The sequence below is a fragment of the Streptomyces sp. NBC_01460 genome (genome assembly GCF_036227405.1).
In the GTDB taxonomy this organism is placed as follows: domain Bacteria; phylum Actinomycetota; class Actinomycetes; order Streptomycetales; family Streptomycetaceae; genus Streptomyces.
The window spans coordinates 2,359,802-2,374,031 of sequence record NZ_CP109473.1 but is presented as its reverse complement, the minus strand read 5'-3'; the positions used below and the strand labels follow the sequence as shown (position 1 = coordinate 2,374,031).

Sequence of the window (14,230 nt, the reverse complement as noted above, 5' to 3'; positions counted from 1 at the left end):
GAGCCGAATCGGGCATGAGGGACACTGGACGGGACCGCACCATCCCCGGACAGGAGCACCCGCCCTCATGCCCCGCCTCGCTTTCTACGCCATCGCCGTCTGCGTCCTCGCCGTCGCGGCGGCCGTGATCTCCTTCGTCCAGGGCGGCGTCCTGCTGGGCGTCGTCTGGGTGCTGCTGGTCGGCCTCTCCTCGAACATGGCGTGGTTCTACGTCCGCAAACACCGGATGGAGTCCCGCGCCGAGGCCTCCTAGCGGATCAGCGCGCAGCCCGGGTCCTGGTCGCCGAACCACTCCTGCCAGAAGCGGTAGGTGTCGAGCCCGCAGTACGTCTCGACCTCGCTGACGCCCAGGCCCCGCAGCAGCGCGTCCACCGCGTCGAAGAACACCCCGTTGACCTCCGGGATCCAGAGCAGCGCGAAGACCGCGATGAGCCCGAAGGGCGCGAACGGCTCCACCTGGCGCCGCACCTTGTACGAGAGCCACGGCTCGATCACGCCGTAGCCGTCGAGCCCCGGGACCGGCAGGAAGTTCAGGATGGCCGCCGTCACCTGGAGCAGGGCCAGGAACGCCAGCGCGAGCCGGAAGGTCAGCGGGACGCCGTCCAGCCCGCCCAGCCAGAACGGCGCCGTGCAGACGACGGCGAACAGGACGTTCGTCAGGGGACCGGCCGCCGAGATCAGGCTGTGCTTCCAGCGCCCGCTGATCCGCCCCCGCTCGATGTAGACCGCACCGCCCGGCAGGCCGATGCCGCCCATGATCACGAAGAGCACGGGCAGCACGATGCTCAGCAGGGCATGGGTGTACTTGAGGGGGTTGAGCGTCAGATAGCCCTTCGCCCCGATCGAGATGTCGCCGCTGTGCAGCGCGGTGCGCGCGTGCGCGTACTCGTGGAGGCAGAGCGAGACGATCCAGGCCGCGGTGACGAAGAGGAAGACCGCGAAGCCGGTCTGCTCGGCGAAGTCCGTCCACACCGCCCAGCCCGAGACGGCCATGACGGCGACGATCCCGAGGAAGATCGGGCTGACCCGCCGGTCGCTGGGGCGGCGGAACGCGGTGGTCATCGGCGGCTCTCCTGAGGGCTTCTGGACGGCGGCTGGAGCCCCCGAGCGTACGGGTGACAGGGCGGGAACGTGTCACGGAAGGTGGTAGTTCCTCGCCGGGCGGAGCAGTCGCGGACAATGGGGCCCGTGCACTACGGCATCCTCGGTACCACCCGCGTCCTCCGCCCCGACGGCACCGCCGTCGCCCTCGGCGGGGCGCGGCTGCGCGCCCTGCTCACCGTGCTCGCCCTGAGCCCGGGGCGTACGGTCCCGGCCGGGGTGCTCATCGACGAGGTCTGGGACGGCGACCCGCCCGCCGACGCCCCCGGCGCCCTGCAGGCGCTCGTCGGCCGCCTCAGGCGCGCGGTGGGCCGGGACGCCGTCGAGTCCGTCACGAGCGGTTACCGTCTCGCCGCAGGCCCGGACTCCGTCGACCTGCACCGTTTCGAGCGGCTCGCGGGGGAGGGCGCCCGGGCGCTGGAGGACGGCGACGCGACGAAGGCCGCCACGGTCCTCGACGAGGCACTCGCCCTGTGGCGCGGCCCCGCCCTCGCCGACCTGCCGGACCGCGCCGTGGCCGCGGCCCGCTGGGAGGCCAGGCGCCTGGACGCCCGCCGGACCCGGATCGAGGCCCTCCTCGCGCAGGGCCGTGCCGGCGAAGCCCTGCCCGAACTCGCCGGGCTCTGCGCCGACCACCCCCTCGACGAACCCCTGCAGGCCCTCCGCATCCGGGCGCTGCGGGACACCGGACGCACCGCGCGGGCCCTCGCGGCGTACGACGAGGTGCGCGCCCTGCTCGCCGACCGGCTGGGCACCGACCCGGGACCCGCCCTGCGTGCCCTGCACGAGGGGCTGCTCCACCAGGAGCCGCCCGCCCCCGCCCCCGCATCCCGTCCCGGGCGGCGGGGCAATCTGCGGGCCAGGCTCACGAGCTTCGTGGGGCGCGAGGCGGACCTCGCGGACCTGCGCGAGGACCTGACCCGCGCCCGGCTCGTCACCCTCATGGGCCCCGGCGGCGCCGGCAAGACCAGGCTCTCCCAGGAGGCCGCCGAGTCCGTGGACCCGGCGGCCTGGCCGGACGGCGTCTGGCTGGCCGAACTCGCCCCGGTCGACGACGCCGAAGCGGTGCCCGAGGCCGTCCTCACCGCGCTCGGCGGCCGCGAGACGGTGCTGCGCGGAGCGGGCGCCGAGGAGCTCCGGGCGGCCGAACGGGCCGCGGGCGAACCGCTCGCCCGGCTCACCGAACACTGTTCCGGGCGCCGCATGCTGCTGCTCCTGGACAACTGCGAGCACGTCATCGAGCAGGCAGCGGCTCTCGCCGACCATCTGCTGGCCCGCTGTCCGGGGCTCACCGTTCTCGCGACCAGCCGTGAACCCCTGGGCGTACCCGGCGAGTTCGTCCGGCCGGTCGGCCCGCTGCCCGAGGCGACGGCGTTGCGCCTGCTCGCCGAGCGCGGCGCCGCCGCCAGGCCGGGCTTCCGGGTCGACGCCGACACGGAGACCGCGGCGGCCTGTGCCGAGGTCTGCCACCGCCTCGACGGACTCCCGCTCGCCGTCGAACTGGCCGCCGCCCGGCTGCGCATGCTCACCCCGCGTCAGATCGCCGACCGTCTGGACGACCGCTTCCGCCTGCTGACCAGCGGCAGCCGCACCGTGCTGCCGCGCCAGCAGACCCTGCGCGCGGTCGTCGACTGGTCCTGGGACCTTCTGGACGAGCACGAACGCACCGCTCTGCGCCGGCTGTCGGTCTTCTCCGGCGGCTGCACCCTCGACGCTGCCGAGGCGGTCTGCGCGGACCGGCCGCAGGACGCGCGCGACGTCGCCGGGACGCTCGGCTCGCTCGTCGACAAGTCACTCGTCGTCGCCGCCCCCGCCATGGACGGCGGGATGCGGTACCGCCTCCTGGAGACCATCGGCGAGTACGCCGCCGAACGGCTCGGCGAGGCCGGGGAGGGCGACGTCGTCGAACGCCGGCACCTCGTGTTCTACCGGGAGCTGGCCCGTACCACCGACCCCGAACTCCGCGGCGCCGGACAGCTCGCCGCCCTCGACCTGCTCCAGCGCGAGTACGAGAACCTGCGTACCGCGCTGCGGCACGCCGTCACCGCGCGCGACGAGCAGGAGTCGCTCAGCATGGTGCTCTCGCTCGCCTGGTACTGGCAGATGCGTGACCTGCGCGCCGACGCCCTCCAGTGGGCCGATGCCGTCTCCGCGCTCAGCCCCGACCCGTTCGCCGGGCCCGCGGTCCCCGCGCCCTCGCTCACCGAACGCTGCACCGACGCGCCGCCGCCGATGGGGCCCGAGCTGCTCCAGGAGGCGCGGCGCCAGGTGGCTCTGCTCAAGATGGCCAACATGGACCACGCGATGGACTTCTGGGCGAACGAGGGCGACATGGCGCGCCTGCGGGTCATCGCCGCCACCTACCGCCCCGGCCAGCCGCAGACCTGCCGCAACCTGGGCATGCTCTGGTTCTTCGCCGTCATGCTCACCGGGGAGGTACAGGACCTCCGCGGGCTGCTGGACGAGACGGTGCGCGCCGCCCGGGGGCTCGGATCCGACTGGGAGCTGGCCTCCGCCCTCCAGATGCGTGCCAACGTGCTGGCCAACCGGACCGACTGGGCGGGCGCCGCACACGCGGACGCCGACGAGAGCCTGGAGATCTTCGGCCGCCTCGGCGACGACTGGGGTGCGGCGGAGGCGCTCTCCGCCCGCGGCGAGGTCAACGAGAAGGCGGGCGACCACACCCGGGCCGCCGAGGACTACCAGGCCGCGATCGGCTACGCGGAGAAGCTCGACGCCCGGGCCCAGGTGCTGGTGCTCCGCACCCGGTACGCGGCCGCACTCGTCGAGCTCGGGCGTGTGCCGGAGGGCGAGGCGATCCTCCGGGACGTGCTGGCCCAGGGGCGGAACAGGGGGCACGAGGCGACGGCGTTCGCCCGGTTCTTCCTGGCCTTCGCCCTGGGTGCGACGGGGCGCACGGCCGAGGCCCGCGAGCACCTCGCCGTGCTGCAGGCGGACTTCAGGGCGGAGTCCGTAGGTGTCTTCGAGGCCTTCGTGCTGGGTGGCCTGGCCTGGCTGGACAACCAGGACGGGCTGTACGCGGACGCCCTGGCCCGGGGCCGGGAGGCACTGATGCGGGCCGACGACCGGCTGTCGCAGATGGTGGCGCCGGACATGCACGTGCTGTACCTGTTCACGGTGGCACGCGCGCTGGGCGGGCTCGGCGAGGAGCGTGGGGCCGCTCTCGGGGCACGGCTGCTGGCGGCCGGTCAGGCGCTGCTGCCGGAGGGGCATGTGCCGACGTCGGTGGAGCGCGCCGACCGCGACGCGGCCGGCAAACTGGCCCGCGGGGTCCTCGGGGACACCGCCTACGAGGCGGCGTACGCCGAGGGCGGTGGCCTCTCCATGGAGGAGGCCACCGCCCTCGTCGGCGCGTACGCGGGTGAGTAGGCGTCAGGAAGCCTTGCGGAACTTGGACACCGCGAGCGGGGCCATGACGACCGTGATGGTGACGGTCCAGCCGAGCGTCAGCCAGACCGAGTTGCCGAGCGGGCCGCCCATCATCAGTCCACGGGCCGCGTCGGCCAGGTTGGACAGCGGGTTGTAGTCGGTGAACGTCTGGAGCCAGCCGGGCATCGTCTGTGTCGGGGCGAAGATGGAGGAACCGAACTGGAGCGGCATCATCACGATCATCCCCATTCCCTGGACGGCCTGGGCCGTCTTCAGGCTCAGTCCGAGCAGGATGAAGATCCACATGATGGCGGCGCCGAAAGCGGCCGCCAGGGCGATCGCCCCGATCAGCCCGAGCACCGAACCGTGGAGCTCCATGCCGAGGGCGAAGCCCATGCCCAGCAGGATCAGTGTGGCGACCGTCATCCGGCCGAGCTCGACCACGATCTTGGCGATGAGCACCGAGGAGCGGGCGATCGGCATGGTGCGGAACCGGTCCATGACCCCCTTGCGGAAGTCGTCGTTGACACCGGAACCGACCGCCATGGCGATGTTCATGCCCATCATCGCCATCAGGCCGGGGATCAGGTAGTTCAGGTAGTCCTGCCGGTCACCGCCCATGCTGCTGCCGACCGAGCCGCCGAAGACGTAGACGAACAGCAGCACGAAGATGACCGGCATCAGGAGCGCGTCGAACATCGACTCCGGATCCTTCTTGATCTGGAGCAGGTTGCGCCGCACCAGCGCGCCGATGTGGCGCAGGTTGCTCCGCAGCCCTATCCGGCCCTCGTCGTGGAGCTCCGTGGCCGGTGCCGCCGCCTCGGTGGGGGCGGGCGTCAGAGTCGTCGTGCTCATGCCGCGACCTCCTGGGGGATCGTGTCGGTGACGGGGGTGGCCTTGTCGCCCGTGATGGCCAGGAACACCTCGTCCAGGCTGGGCAGGGCGGTGGAGACGTGGGCGAGCGAGAAGCCCCGGGCGCCGAGCAGCCCGATGACGGCGGTCAGCTGCGCGTCGCTGAGGATCGGTACGTAGAGCAGTCCCTCGTCCGGGACCGCCTGCGCACCGGCGACGCCGTCGAGACCCGCCTCGCGCAGGGCCTGGGCCATCGCGGCCAGTTCGGCCGGGTCGGAGGGGCGGATCTGGAGGGTGCGGCCGCCGACCTTGGCCTTGAGCTCGTCGACACCGCCCCGGGCGATGATCCTGCCGTGGTCGATGACGGTGAGCTCGCTGGCGAGCTGTTCGGCCTCTTCCATGTACTGGGTGGTGAGCAGCACGGTCGCGCCCTCCGCGACCATCCGCTGCACCTCGTCCCAGACCTCGTTGCGGGTGCGGGGGTCGAGCCCCGTGGTCGGCTCGTCCAGGTAGAGGACGGCCGGGCTGCCGATCATGGACGCGGCCAGGTCCAGCCGCCGCCGCATGCCGCCGGAGTAGTCCATCGCGGCCTTCTTCGCCGCGTCGGTGAGCGAGAAGCGCTCCAGCAGCTCGTCGGCGCGGGACCGGGCCTTCTTGCGCGGCAGGTCGAGCAGCCGCCCGATCATGTAGAGGTTCTCCCAGCCGGAGAGCTTCTCGTCGACCGAGGCGTACTGCCCGGTCAGGCCTATGGTGCGGCGGAGCTGGCGGGGCTGCTTCACCACGTCGTAGCCCGCCACGACCGCGTGCCCGGCGTCGGGCCGGATCAGGGTGGACAGGCAGCGTACGAGGGTGGTCTTGCCGGCACCGTTGGGACCGAGCACGCCGAGGACGGTGCCCTCGCGCACATCGAGGTCCACGCCGTCCAGCGCCTTGGTCGTGCCGTAGTGCTTGACCAGCCCCCGTACCTCGACGGCGTTCGTGCCGCCCCTGAGGTTCTTGTCGTTTCGCGTCATGGACACCATCAGACCAGCCGCCACCGACAAGTCACCGACAAGTCACCGACATGTCGCTGACAGCGGACCGACAGCCCCGCGGCCGTTCCGCCGGCCGAGCGGCGGGTGGACGGGCGACAGCCCGCCGATGGGGGAAGTCGGCGGGCTGTCGGTGGTGCGGCAGTGGTCTGAGGGGCGTCAGTGGAAGGTGTGCTCCGCCGCCGGGAACGTGCCGCCGACGACCTCGTCGGCGTACGCCTTGGCGGCGTCGGTCATCACCTGACGCAGGTTGGCGTACTGCTTGGTGAAGCGCGGCACCTTGCCGCCGGTCAGGCCGACCATGTCCGTGTAGACCAGCACCTGTGCGTCCGTCTCGGGACCGGCGCCGATCCCGACGGTCGGGATGTGCAGGATGCGGGTGACCTCGGCGGCCAGCTCGGCCGGCACGAGCTCCAGGACGACGGCGAACGCACCCGCGTCCTGCACCGCCTTCGCGTCGCGCAGCAGCTGCTGCGCGGCCTCCTCGCCGCGGCCCTGCACCCGGTAGCCCATGGCGTTGACGGACTGCGGGGTCAGGCCGATGTGGCCCATGACCGGGATCCCGGCCTCGACCAGGAGGCGGATCTGCTCGTGGGAGCGCTCGCCGCCCTCCAGCTTGACCGCGCCGACACCGGCGTCCTTGATCAGCCGGGTGGCGTTGCGCAGGGCCTGGACCGGGCCCTCCTGGTACGCCCCGAAGGGCAGGTCGGCCACGATGAGGGCGCGACTCGTGCCCCGTACGACGGCGGCCGAGAGGATGGTCATCTCGTCCATCGTGACGGGCACGGTGGTCTCGTAGCCGAGGTGGCAGTTGCCCATGGAGTCGCCGACGAGCATGACCGGGATGCCGGCCTCGTCGAAGACGGACGCGGTCATCGCGTCGTAGGCGGTGAGCATGGGCCACTTCTCGCCGCGCTCGGTGGCGGCGGCGATGTCGTGGACGGTGATGCGGCGGGTGCTGGTGCCCCCGTAGAGGGCCTTACCGGCGCCGGGAGTGGGGCCCGCGGGGGGTGTGGCGGACTGGTTCTGCGCAGCCTGAAGCGACATGGCCAACGGCTCCTTCGTCATCTCGAGGCGCCCTGACGGCGTCCCCGGATCCCTTCCATGGTGGCATCCCGCGACCGTTCCCGTGAAGTGGGCCCACCGGGCCCGTCGACCGGTGCGCGGCAGTCGGGTAAAGTCTTTCCAATACGAGACGGTCTCGTATCGTAAGTCGGCTAGGGTCGTGGCCATGTCCATACCGTCCGGCGCCCCTGCCGCCGCGCCCCGTGTCCCCGAGGCGGTCCACCGCCGCCGCTGGGCCATCCTCGGCGTCCTCATGTTCAGCCTGCTCATCATCGTGCTGGACAACTCGATCCTGAACGTCGCGGTCAAAACGATCGCCAGCCCCGCGCCGACCGGCATCGGCGCCACCCAGAGCGAGCTCGAGTGGGCGATCAACTCCTACACGCTCGTCTTCGCCGGGCTGCTCTTCACCGCCGGACTGCTGGGTGACCGCCTCGGCCGCAAGAAGGTCCTGCTCGGCGGCACCCTGGTCTTCGGCCTGGGCTCCGCCCTCGCCGCGTTCTCGGCCTCGCCCGGCGAACTCATCACCTGGCGCGCGCTGATGGGCCTCGGCGCCGCGTTCGTGATGCCCGCCACCCTCGCGGTCCTGATGAACGTCTTCGAGCGCGACGAGCAGCCCAAGGCCATCGGCATCTGGGCCGGCGGCGTCGGCCTCGGCATCGCGATCGGCCCGATCACCGGCGGCCTGCTCCTGGAGCACTTCTGGTGGGGATCGATCTTCCTGGTCAACGTGCCCGTCGTGATCGTCGCGCTGATCGCCATGGCCGTCCTCGTACCCGACTCGCGGGACCCCGCCCCCGGTCGCGTCGACCCGCTCGGGGTCGTCCTGTCCATCGTCGGCCTGGTCCTGCTGGTCTACGGCATCATCCGCGGCGGCGAGCTCGCCTCCTTCACCGATGTCACCGTCCTCGCGCCGTCGATCGGCGGACTGGTGGTGCTCGCGGTCTTCGTCCGGCACGAGAAGCGCAGCGCCCACCCGTCGATCGACATGTCCTCCTTCCGCAAGCCCGCGTTCTCCGCCGCCGTCGCCGCCATCGCGCTGGTCTTCTTCGCGCTCATGGGCGTCACCTTCTTCTCCGCCTTCTACCTGCAGAGCGTGCGCGGCTACACCGCGCTGGAGTCCGGGCTGCTGATCCTCCCGCTCGCCGCCGCGCAGATGATCTTCTCGCCCGGCGCCCGCCTGGTCGTCGACCGCTTCGGGGCGCGCGCGGTCTGCACCGTCGGCATGCTGCTCGTCGCCGCCGGACTCGCGGCCTTCGCGCTGTTCGGGGCGGACACCCCGCTCTGGGTGCTCTGCGTGGTCTTCTTCGTCCAGGGCACCGGTATGGCGCACATCATGCCGCCGGTCACCGTGGCCGTGATGCAGGCCCTGCCCCGCGAGCGGGCCGGTTCGGGCTCCGCCATCAACAACACGTTCCGCCAGGTCGGCGGGGCGCTGGGCATCGCCGTGCTCGGCTCGGTGCTCTCCACCGTCTACCGGGGGGACATCGAGGGCCACCTCGCCGGGGTGCCCGCCGCCGCGCGGGACGCCGCGAGCGGGTCCATCGAGGGGACCCTCGGTGTCGCCGAGAGGATGGGCCCGGCGGGCAAGCCGCTGATCGCGGCGGCGAACGACGCGTTCATCGGCGCCATGCACGTCACGGCGCTCGGTTCGGCCGCGGTCGCCCTGGTCGGCGCCGCGGTGGTGGCCGCGTTCCTGCCCGGCAGGACGCCGGCCTCCCCGGAGGGCCCGACGCAGGCCCGGCAGCCGGCCGGGGAGCCGACCCGCCGGTCCTGATCCGCCGCACCGGCCGGGGGAGTGGCTCCGCCCCCGGCCGGTCGGCGAGAATCGGTACACAGGGCGAACGGCGGACGGCGCAGCGAGAGGTGGCCCACGTGCGGCAGGCGGCACAGAACCCCGCGCAGGACCCGGCCGAGGGCGCGGTCCGGCCACCCCTCCAGGGACCCGAGCCCCGCCGGGGCCGTCCCCGGAGCGCGGCCGCCGAGCGGGCCATCCTCGACGCCGTCGTGCGGATGCTGGAGGCGGGGGAGACCCTGGACGGCCTCTCCATCGAGCGCATCGCCCGGAGCGCGGGCGTAGGCAAGGCCACCATCTACCGCCGCTGGAGCGGCAAGGAGGAGCTCTTCGTCGACGTCCTGCGCGACATCGAGCCCGCCGAGCCCACCGTCTCCGGGAACGCCGGCCTGGACGATCTGCGGGTACTGCTGGAGTCCATGCGTACCCGCGGACTCGCCCAGCGCTCCTCCGCCCTCCTGCACAACGTGTTCGTGCAGATGAAGAAGCACCCCAGGCTCTGGACCGAGTACCAGAACACCGTCATCGCACCGCGGCGCGTCGCGATGCTGGCAGCCGTGCAGCGGGCCGTGGACGCGGGGGAGCTCCGCGACGACCTCGACGTGGAGCTCATGGACGACCTCTTCCTCGGGCCCATGCTCGTACGCACCGTGCACCGTCCCGACGCCGCGCTGCCGGAGGACCTCGCCGACCGCATCATCCGGACCCTCCTCCAGGGGCTCGCGCCACGCGCGCCGGAACAGCAGGTCACGGCTGTGGACCCGACGGCCGCCCCTGTGTGATCGTTCTGTCACAAGCCTCACCACCGCCACCGCGGGCGGAACCCGGCGCACCGCTTCCTTCGTCCTGATGGCAGTACGGCCGTCGTCGACGGCGGGAACGGCGTCACCCATCGCCTAGGGTCGGGAGGCGCGGTGATGTGTACGGCAAGGCAGTGAGGACGAGCGCGATGGTGCAGGCGTACAGGACGGACACCGAGGACGCCGGCGCGGGCCCGCAGCCGGGCTCACGTCTGCGGGCCCTGCGGCACAGACTGGCCTCGGACCGGGGCATCTGGCGGCGTGGCGTCCTGCTGGCGCTCTGCTCGGTCCTCCTGACCGTCGTGATGGTCTTCCACGCCGAGATCCCGAACACCGTCGGCAACCTGGGCAGCCTCATCGAGACGTTCCTGCCCTGGTTCGGCCTCCTCGTGCCCGTGCTGCTGGTCCTCGGTCTGGTCCGGCGTTCGGCGACCGCGCTCGTCGCGCTGATCCTGCCGCTGGCGGTCTGGCTCAACCTCTTCGGCGGCCTGCTCTTCGCCGACAAGTCGGGCACCGGCGGCGACCTCACCGTCGCCACGCACAACGTCAACGCGGGGAACCCCGACCCCGCGGGCACCGCCCAGCAGGTCGCGGGCTCCGGAGCGGACATCGTGGCCCTGCAGGAGCTGCCCGGCGGCAAGGTGGCGGCCTACGAGGACGCGCTCGCCGCCGCCTATCCGCACCACTCCGTCCAGGGGACGGTCGGCCTGTGGAGCAAGTACCCGGTGTCGGACTCCAGTCCCGTCGACATCAAGCTGGGCTGGACCCGCGCGATGCGCGCCACCGTCACCACCCCGGAGGGCCCGGTCAAGGTGTACGTCGCACACCTCCCCTCCGTGCGGGTCAAGCTGAACGCGGGCTTCACCGCCAACCAGCGGGACGACAGCGCCGACGCGCTCGGCGAGGCGATCGCCGACGAACCGATCGAGCGGGTGGTCCTGCTCGGCGACCTGAACGGCACGATGAACGACCGCTCCCTGAACGCGGTCACCGCCCAGATGCGCTCCACCCAGGGCGCCGCGGGCGACGGCTTCGGCTTCAGCTGGCCGGCGTCGTTCCCGATGGCGCGGATCGACCAGATCATGGTGCGGGGCGTCGAACCCCTCGCCTCCTGGACCCTCCCCGCCACGGACAGCGACCACCTGCCGATCGCGGCCCGCGTGGAGCTGTGAGCGGACGCTCCGGCCGACGCGCTACGCTGCCCCCCATGTCCAGCCCCGAGTCCGACAGACTCAGGCCGCCGGTTCGCCGGTGGCCGGTCACCGACGCCTGAAGCCTCTGACCCGAGCGGTCACCGGGCTCTCCCCGTCGCGCCGTCGACCACCGCCGGATCCTCCGCGGCGGTGCGGGCCGACCTTCATGTCCCGTGGGAACACCGGACATTCCACCGCGTTGCCGTCCCCGCGCCCTTGGCGCGTGACGACGGGCGCGGCCCGCACCCCCTGCGCACCGCTCGTCTCCTCCGACGGTTCCGTACAAGGGGTTCCTCCTCATGCCATTCGCTGTATACGTGCTCGGTCTGGCGGTCTTCGCCCAGGGCACATCGGAGTTCATGCTGTCCGGCCTGCTCTCGGGCATCGCCGGCGACCTGCACGTCCCGCTCGGCGCCGCGGGGCTGCTGACCTCGGCCTTCGCGGCCGGGATGGTGATCGGCGCGCCGCTCGCCGCCCTGGCCTGCCGCACCTGGCCCCGGCGCCGGGCGCTGCTGTTCTTCCTCGGTGTCTTCGTCGCCGCCCACGTCGCCGGCGCGCTGACCTCCAGCTACGGGGTCCTGCTCGCCACCCGGGTCGCCGGCGCGCTGGCCAACGCCGGTTTCTGGGCGGTCGCGCTGGTCACCGCCCTGGCCATGGCCGCCCCGCACCAGCGGGCGCGCGCCACCGCCGTCGTCGTCGGCGGGGTCACCGTCGCGTGTGTGGTGGGCGTCCCCGCGGGGGCGGCGCTCGGCGGGCTCTGGGGCTGGCGCTCGGCGTTCTGGGCCGTGGCCCTGGTCTCCGTGCCCGCGGCCCTCGCGCTGTGGGCGGCCGTGCCGGGCGGCCGTCCCGACGACGTCCGGGGGGTGAGCGCGCGGAGCGAACTGCGCGCCCTGGCCCGGCCCCGGCTGCTGCTGACCCTGCTGGTGATGGCACTCGCGCAGGGGGCGACCTTCTGTACGTTCTCCTACCTGGAACCGCTCGTCACCCGGGTCACCGGGCTCGGCGCCGGGTGGGTGCCCGTGGTGCTCGCGCTGTTCGGCGTCGGCTCGTTCGCCGGCGTCACCCTGGCCGGCCGCCTGGCCGACGCCCGCCCGGGCGCGGTCGTCGGGCTCGGCATGACCGCCCTGGCCGCCGGCTGGGCCGCACTGGCCCTGGCCGCCGCGCACCCGGCGGCCGTGCTCGCCCTCGTGCTGCTCCAGGGGGCGCTCGCCTTCGGTACGGGTACGACGCTCATCACCCGGGTCTTCCACCAGGCCCCCGACGCCCCGACGACGGCGGGTTCGTTCGCCACGGCCGCCTTCAACGTGGGCGCCGCGACCGGGCCCTGGCTGGGCGGCCTGGCCCTCGGCGGGGGGCTCGGCTTCCGCTCCCCGGTCTGGGTGAGCGCCCTGTTGATGTGCTTCGCCCTCGCGGGGGCGGGGGTGCTCGCGATGTCCTCCCGCAGGGTGAGCGGGACTCCTGCCGCGCGACGGGCGCCGGTGCCGGAAGGGTGACGGCGAAGGCCCGGCCGGCTCGTCCGGCCGGGCCCGCGGAGTACGTTCCCGGGGGCCGGGGAGAGGGCGGCCCCGCAGAGTGACGCCCAGATCACACCCCGGCGCAACGGCTTGTTCACGTCCGGGCATAAAACGTCTGAGAGACTTTGTTCCGACGGGATACATAACCCGTCCCGGCAACGACGCCGACGCTCCCGCACACACACCGCCGCCACCCGGACGCCATGGTCCGGGCGGCCCCCGTCCGAAAGGTCACTTCCATGCCCCTGGCCCTGCTCGCCCTCGCTGTGAGCGCCTTCGGCATCGGCACCACCGAGTTCGTGATGATGGGGCTGCTGCCCAACGTCGCGGACGATCTGGGAACGTCCGTACCCACCGCCGGTTACCTCGTCTCGGCGTACGCGATCGGCGTCGTCCTCGGTGCCCCGCTGCTCACCGGTCTCGGCTCCAGGATCCCGCGCAAGCGGATGCTCCTGCTGCTGATGGCCCTCTTCACCGTCGGCAACCTCGCTTCCGCCTTCGCCCCCGACTTCGGCTGGCTGCTGGCCGGCCGGGTCCTGGCCGGGCTGCCGCACGGCGCGTTCTTCGGCGTCGGCGCGGTCGTCGCCGCCCGCCTCGTGCCGGACGGCCGCCAGGCCCGCGCGGTCGCCACGATGTTCCTCGGCCTGACCGTGGCCAACATCGTCGGCGTGCCCGCGGCCACCCTGCTCGGACAGCACCTCGGCTGGCGCGCCACGTTCATGGTGGTCGCCGTGATCGGCCTGGCCGCGATGGCCGCGCTCGCCCGTCTGGTCCCGCAGATCCCCGTCGAGGCGCACCAGAACGTACGCCGTGAGCTGAGCGCGCTCGGCAACCGGCAGGTCGTGCTCGGCCTGCTCACCGCCGTCCTCGGCTTCGCGGGTGTCTTCGCCGTCTACTCCTACCTCTCGTCCATGACGACCGAGGCGATGGGCTTCGGCGAGTCCTCGGTGACGCTCGTCCTCGCGCTCTTCGGCATCGGGATGACGCTCGGCGCACTGGCCGCCGGACCGCTGACCGACCGCGCGCTGCGTCCGACCCTGTACGGCTCGCTGGCGGCCCTGGCCGTCGTCCTGGTGGTCTTCCCCTTCACCGTGCACGTGCAGTGGGCCGCGCTGGTCATGGTGGTGCTGCTCGGCGGCATCGGCTTCATGACCACCACGCCGCTGCAGATGCTCGTGATGAACAAGGCCAAGGACGCCCCCACCCTCGCGTCCGCCTCCAACCACTCCGCCTTCAACCTCGCCAATGCGGGCGGGGCCTGGCTCGGCGGGGTCGCCATCGCGGCGGGCTGGGGCTGGACCTCCCCGGCCCTGGTCGGTGCCGTACTGGCCGTCGCCGGCCTCGCCGTGGCGGTCACGGCCGGTGTGCTGGACCGGACCCCGGGCACCTCGCGTGTCGTGGCGTCCGGCGCCCGCGCCGAGACCCGTGAGCACGCGGAGGCCCGCTCGTCCCAGGGCTGAGGCGCCACGAGGCCGGGCCGGTGGAGGCG

11 protein-coding genes are annotated in these 14,230 nt (G+C 72.9%); 7 read left to right on the top strand and 4 right to left on the bottom strand.

All coding sequences use genetic code 11. The features are described from left to right. Positions 1–67 precede the first annotated feature (67 nt). Positions 68–253, top strand: a complete 186-nt coding sequence (locus OG488_RS10560; RefSeq protein WP_329228099.1) for a hypothetical protein — start codon at positions 68–70, stop codon at positions 251–253. Here the strand turns inward: OG488_RS10560 and OG488_RS10555 are convergent. After that, entirely contained in the window at positions 250–1,062 is an 813-nt protein-coding gene (locus OG488_RS10555) for a site-2 protease family protein (protein WP_329228098.1), read from the bottom strand. The genes OG488_RS10560 and OG488_RS10555 overlap by 4 nt on opposite strands. A 126-nt stretch (positions 1,063–1,188) precedes the next feature. Here OG488_RS10555 and OG488_RS10550 point away from each other — a divergent pair, with 126 nt between their 5' ends. Then, a complete protein-coding gene (locus OG488_RS10550; protein WP_329228097.1) occupies positions 1,189–4,491 on the top strand; it encodes a BTAD domain-containing putative transcriptional regulator in 3,303 nt (1,100 codons plus the stop codon). Between the two features lie 3 nt (positions 4,492–4,494). Here the strand turns inward: OG488_RS10550 and OG488_RS10545 are convergent, their stop codons facing one another. The 3 genes from OG488_RS10545 to panB all read right to left on the bottom strand — a co-directional run bounded on the left by OG488_RS10545 (position 4,495) and on the right by panB (position 7,421). Then, positions 4,495–5,346, bottom strand: a complete 852-nt coding sequence (locus OG488_RS10545) for an ABC transporter permease (RefSeq protein WP_329228094.1) — start codon at positions 5,344–5,346, stop codon at positions 4,495–4,497. Beyond that, positions 5,343–6,365, bottom strand: a complete 1,023-nt coding sequence (locus OG488_RS10540; protein ID WP_329228092.1) for an ATP-binding cassette domain-containing protein — start codon at positions 6,363–6,365, stop codon at positions 5,343–5,345. Before OG488_RS10540 ends, OG488_RS10545 begins: the two co-directional genes overlap by 4 nt. Before the next feature lie 168 nt (positions 6,366–6,533). Further along, positions 6,534–7,421 (bottom strand): 3-methyl-2-oxobutanoate hydroxymethyltransferase, encoded by an 888-nt coding sequence (gene panB / locus OG488_RS10535; RefSeq protein WP_329228090.1) that lies wholly within the window; start codon positions 7,419–7,421, stop codon positions 6,534–6,536. Between the two features lie 184 nt (positions 7,422–7,605). On the opposite strand from panB, the gene OG488_RS10530 reads away from it, so the two are divergent. The 5 genes from OG488_RS10530 to OG488_RS10510 all read left to right on the top strand — a co-directional run bounded on the left by OG488_RS10530 (position 7,606) and on the right by OG488_RS10510 (position 14,201). Next, positions 7,606–9,216, top strand: a complete 1,611-nt coding sequence (locus OG488_RS10530; RefSeq protein ID WP_329228088.1) for a DHA2 family efflux MFS transporter permease subunit — start codon at positions 7,606–7,608, stop codon at positions 9,214–9,216. Positions 9,217–9,305: 89 nt separating this feature from the next. After that, the gene (locus OG488_RS10525) at positions 9,306–10,016 is read left to right on the top strand and encodes a TetR/AcrR family transcriptional regulator (protein ID WP_329228086.1); all 711 of its coding nucleotides are present in this window, start codon (positions 9,306–9,308) and stop codon (positions 10,014–10,016) included. Between the two features lie 167 nt (positions 10,017–10,183). Continuing rightward, positions 10,184–11,206: an endonuclease/exonuclease/phosphatase family protein gene (locus OG488_RS10520; RefSeq protein ID WP_329228084.1), complete on the top strand. Its 1,023-nt coding sequence runs from the start codon at positions 10,184–10,186 to the stop codon at positions 11,204–11,206. 320 nt (positions 11,207–11,526) lie between these two features. Beyond that, on the top strand, positions 11,527–12,720 hold the full coding sequence (locus OG488_RS10515; protein ID WP_329228082.1) for a Cmx/CmrA family chloramphenicol efflux MFS transporter: 1,194 nt from the start codon (positions 11,527–11,529) through the stop codon (positions 12,718–12,720). Positions 12,721–12,980: 260 nt separating this feature from the next. Continuing rightward, the gene (locus OG488_RS10510) at positions 12,981–14,201 is read left to right on the top strand and encodes an MFS transporter (protein ID WP_329228080.1); all 1,221 of its coding nucleotides are present in this window, start codon (positions 12,981–12,983) and stop codon (positions 14,199–14,201) included. Positions 14,202–14,230 lie beyond the last annotated feature (29 nt).

Bases quoted from the DNA above. Each gene is read 5' to 3' on its own strand.
- OG488_RS10545 (WP_329228094.1), bottom strand. From the start codon at position 5,346: ATGAGCACGACGACTCTGACGCCCGCCCCCACCGAGGCGGCGGCACCG.
- OG488_RS10520 (WP_329228084.1), top strand. From the start codon at position 10,184: ATGGTGCAGGCGTACAGGACGGACACCGAGGACGCCGGCGCGGGCCCG.
- OG488_RS10555 (WP_329228098.1), bottom strand. From the start codon at position 1,062: ATGACCACCGCGTTCCGCCGCCCCAGCGACCGGCGGGTCAGCCCGATC.
- OG488_RS10560 (WP_329228099.1), top strand. From the start codon at position 68: ATGCCCCGCCTCGCTTTCTACGCCATCGCCGTCTGCGTCCTCGCCGTC.
- OG488_RS10515 (WP_329228082.1), top strand. From the start codon at position 11,527: ATGCCATTCGCTGTATACGTGCTCGGTCTGGCGGTCTTCGCCCAGGGC.
- OG488_RS10530 (WP_329228088.1), top strand. From the start codon at position 7,606: ATGTCCATACCGTCCGGCGCCCCTGCCGCCGCGCCCCGTGTCCCCGAG.
- OG488_RS10540 (WP_329228092.1), bottom strand. From the start codon at position 6,365: ATGGTGTCCATGACGCGAAACGACAAGAACCTCAGGGGCGGCACGAAC.
- panB (WP_329228090.1), bottom strand. From the start codon at position 7,421: ATGTCGCTTCAGGCTGCGCAGAACCAGTCCGCCACACCCCCCGCGGGC.
- OG488_RS10510 (WP_329228080.1), top strand. From the start codon at position 12,981: ATGCCCCTGGCCCTGCTCGCCCTCGCTGTGAGCGCCTTCGGCATCGGC.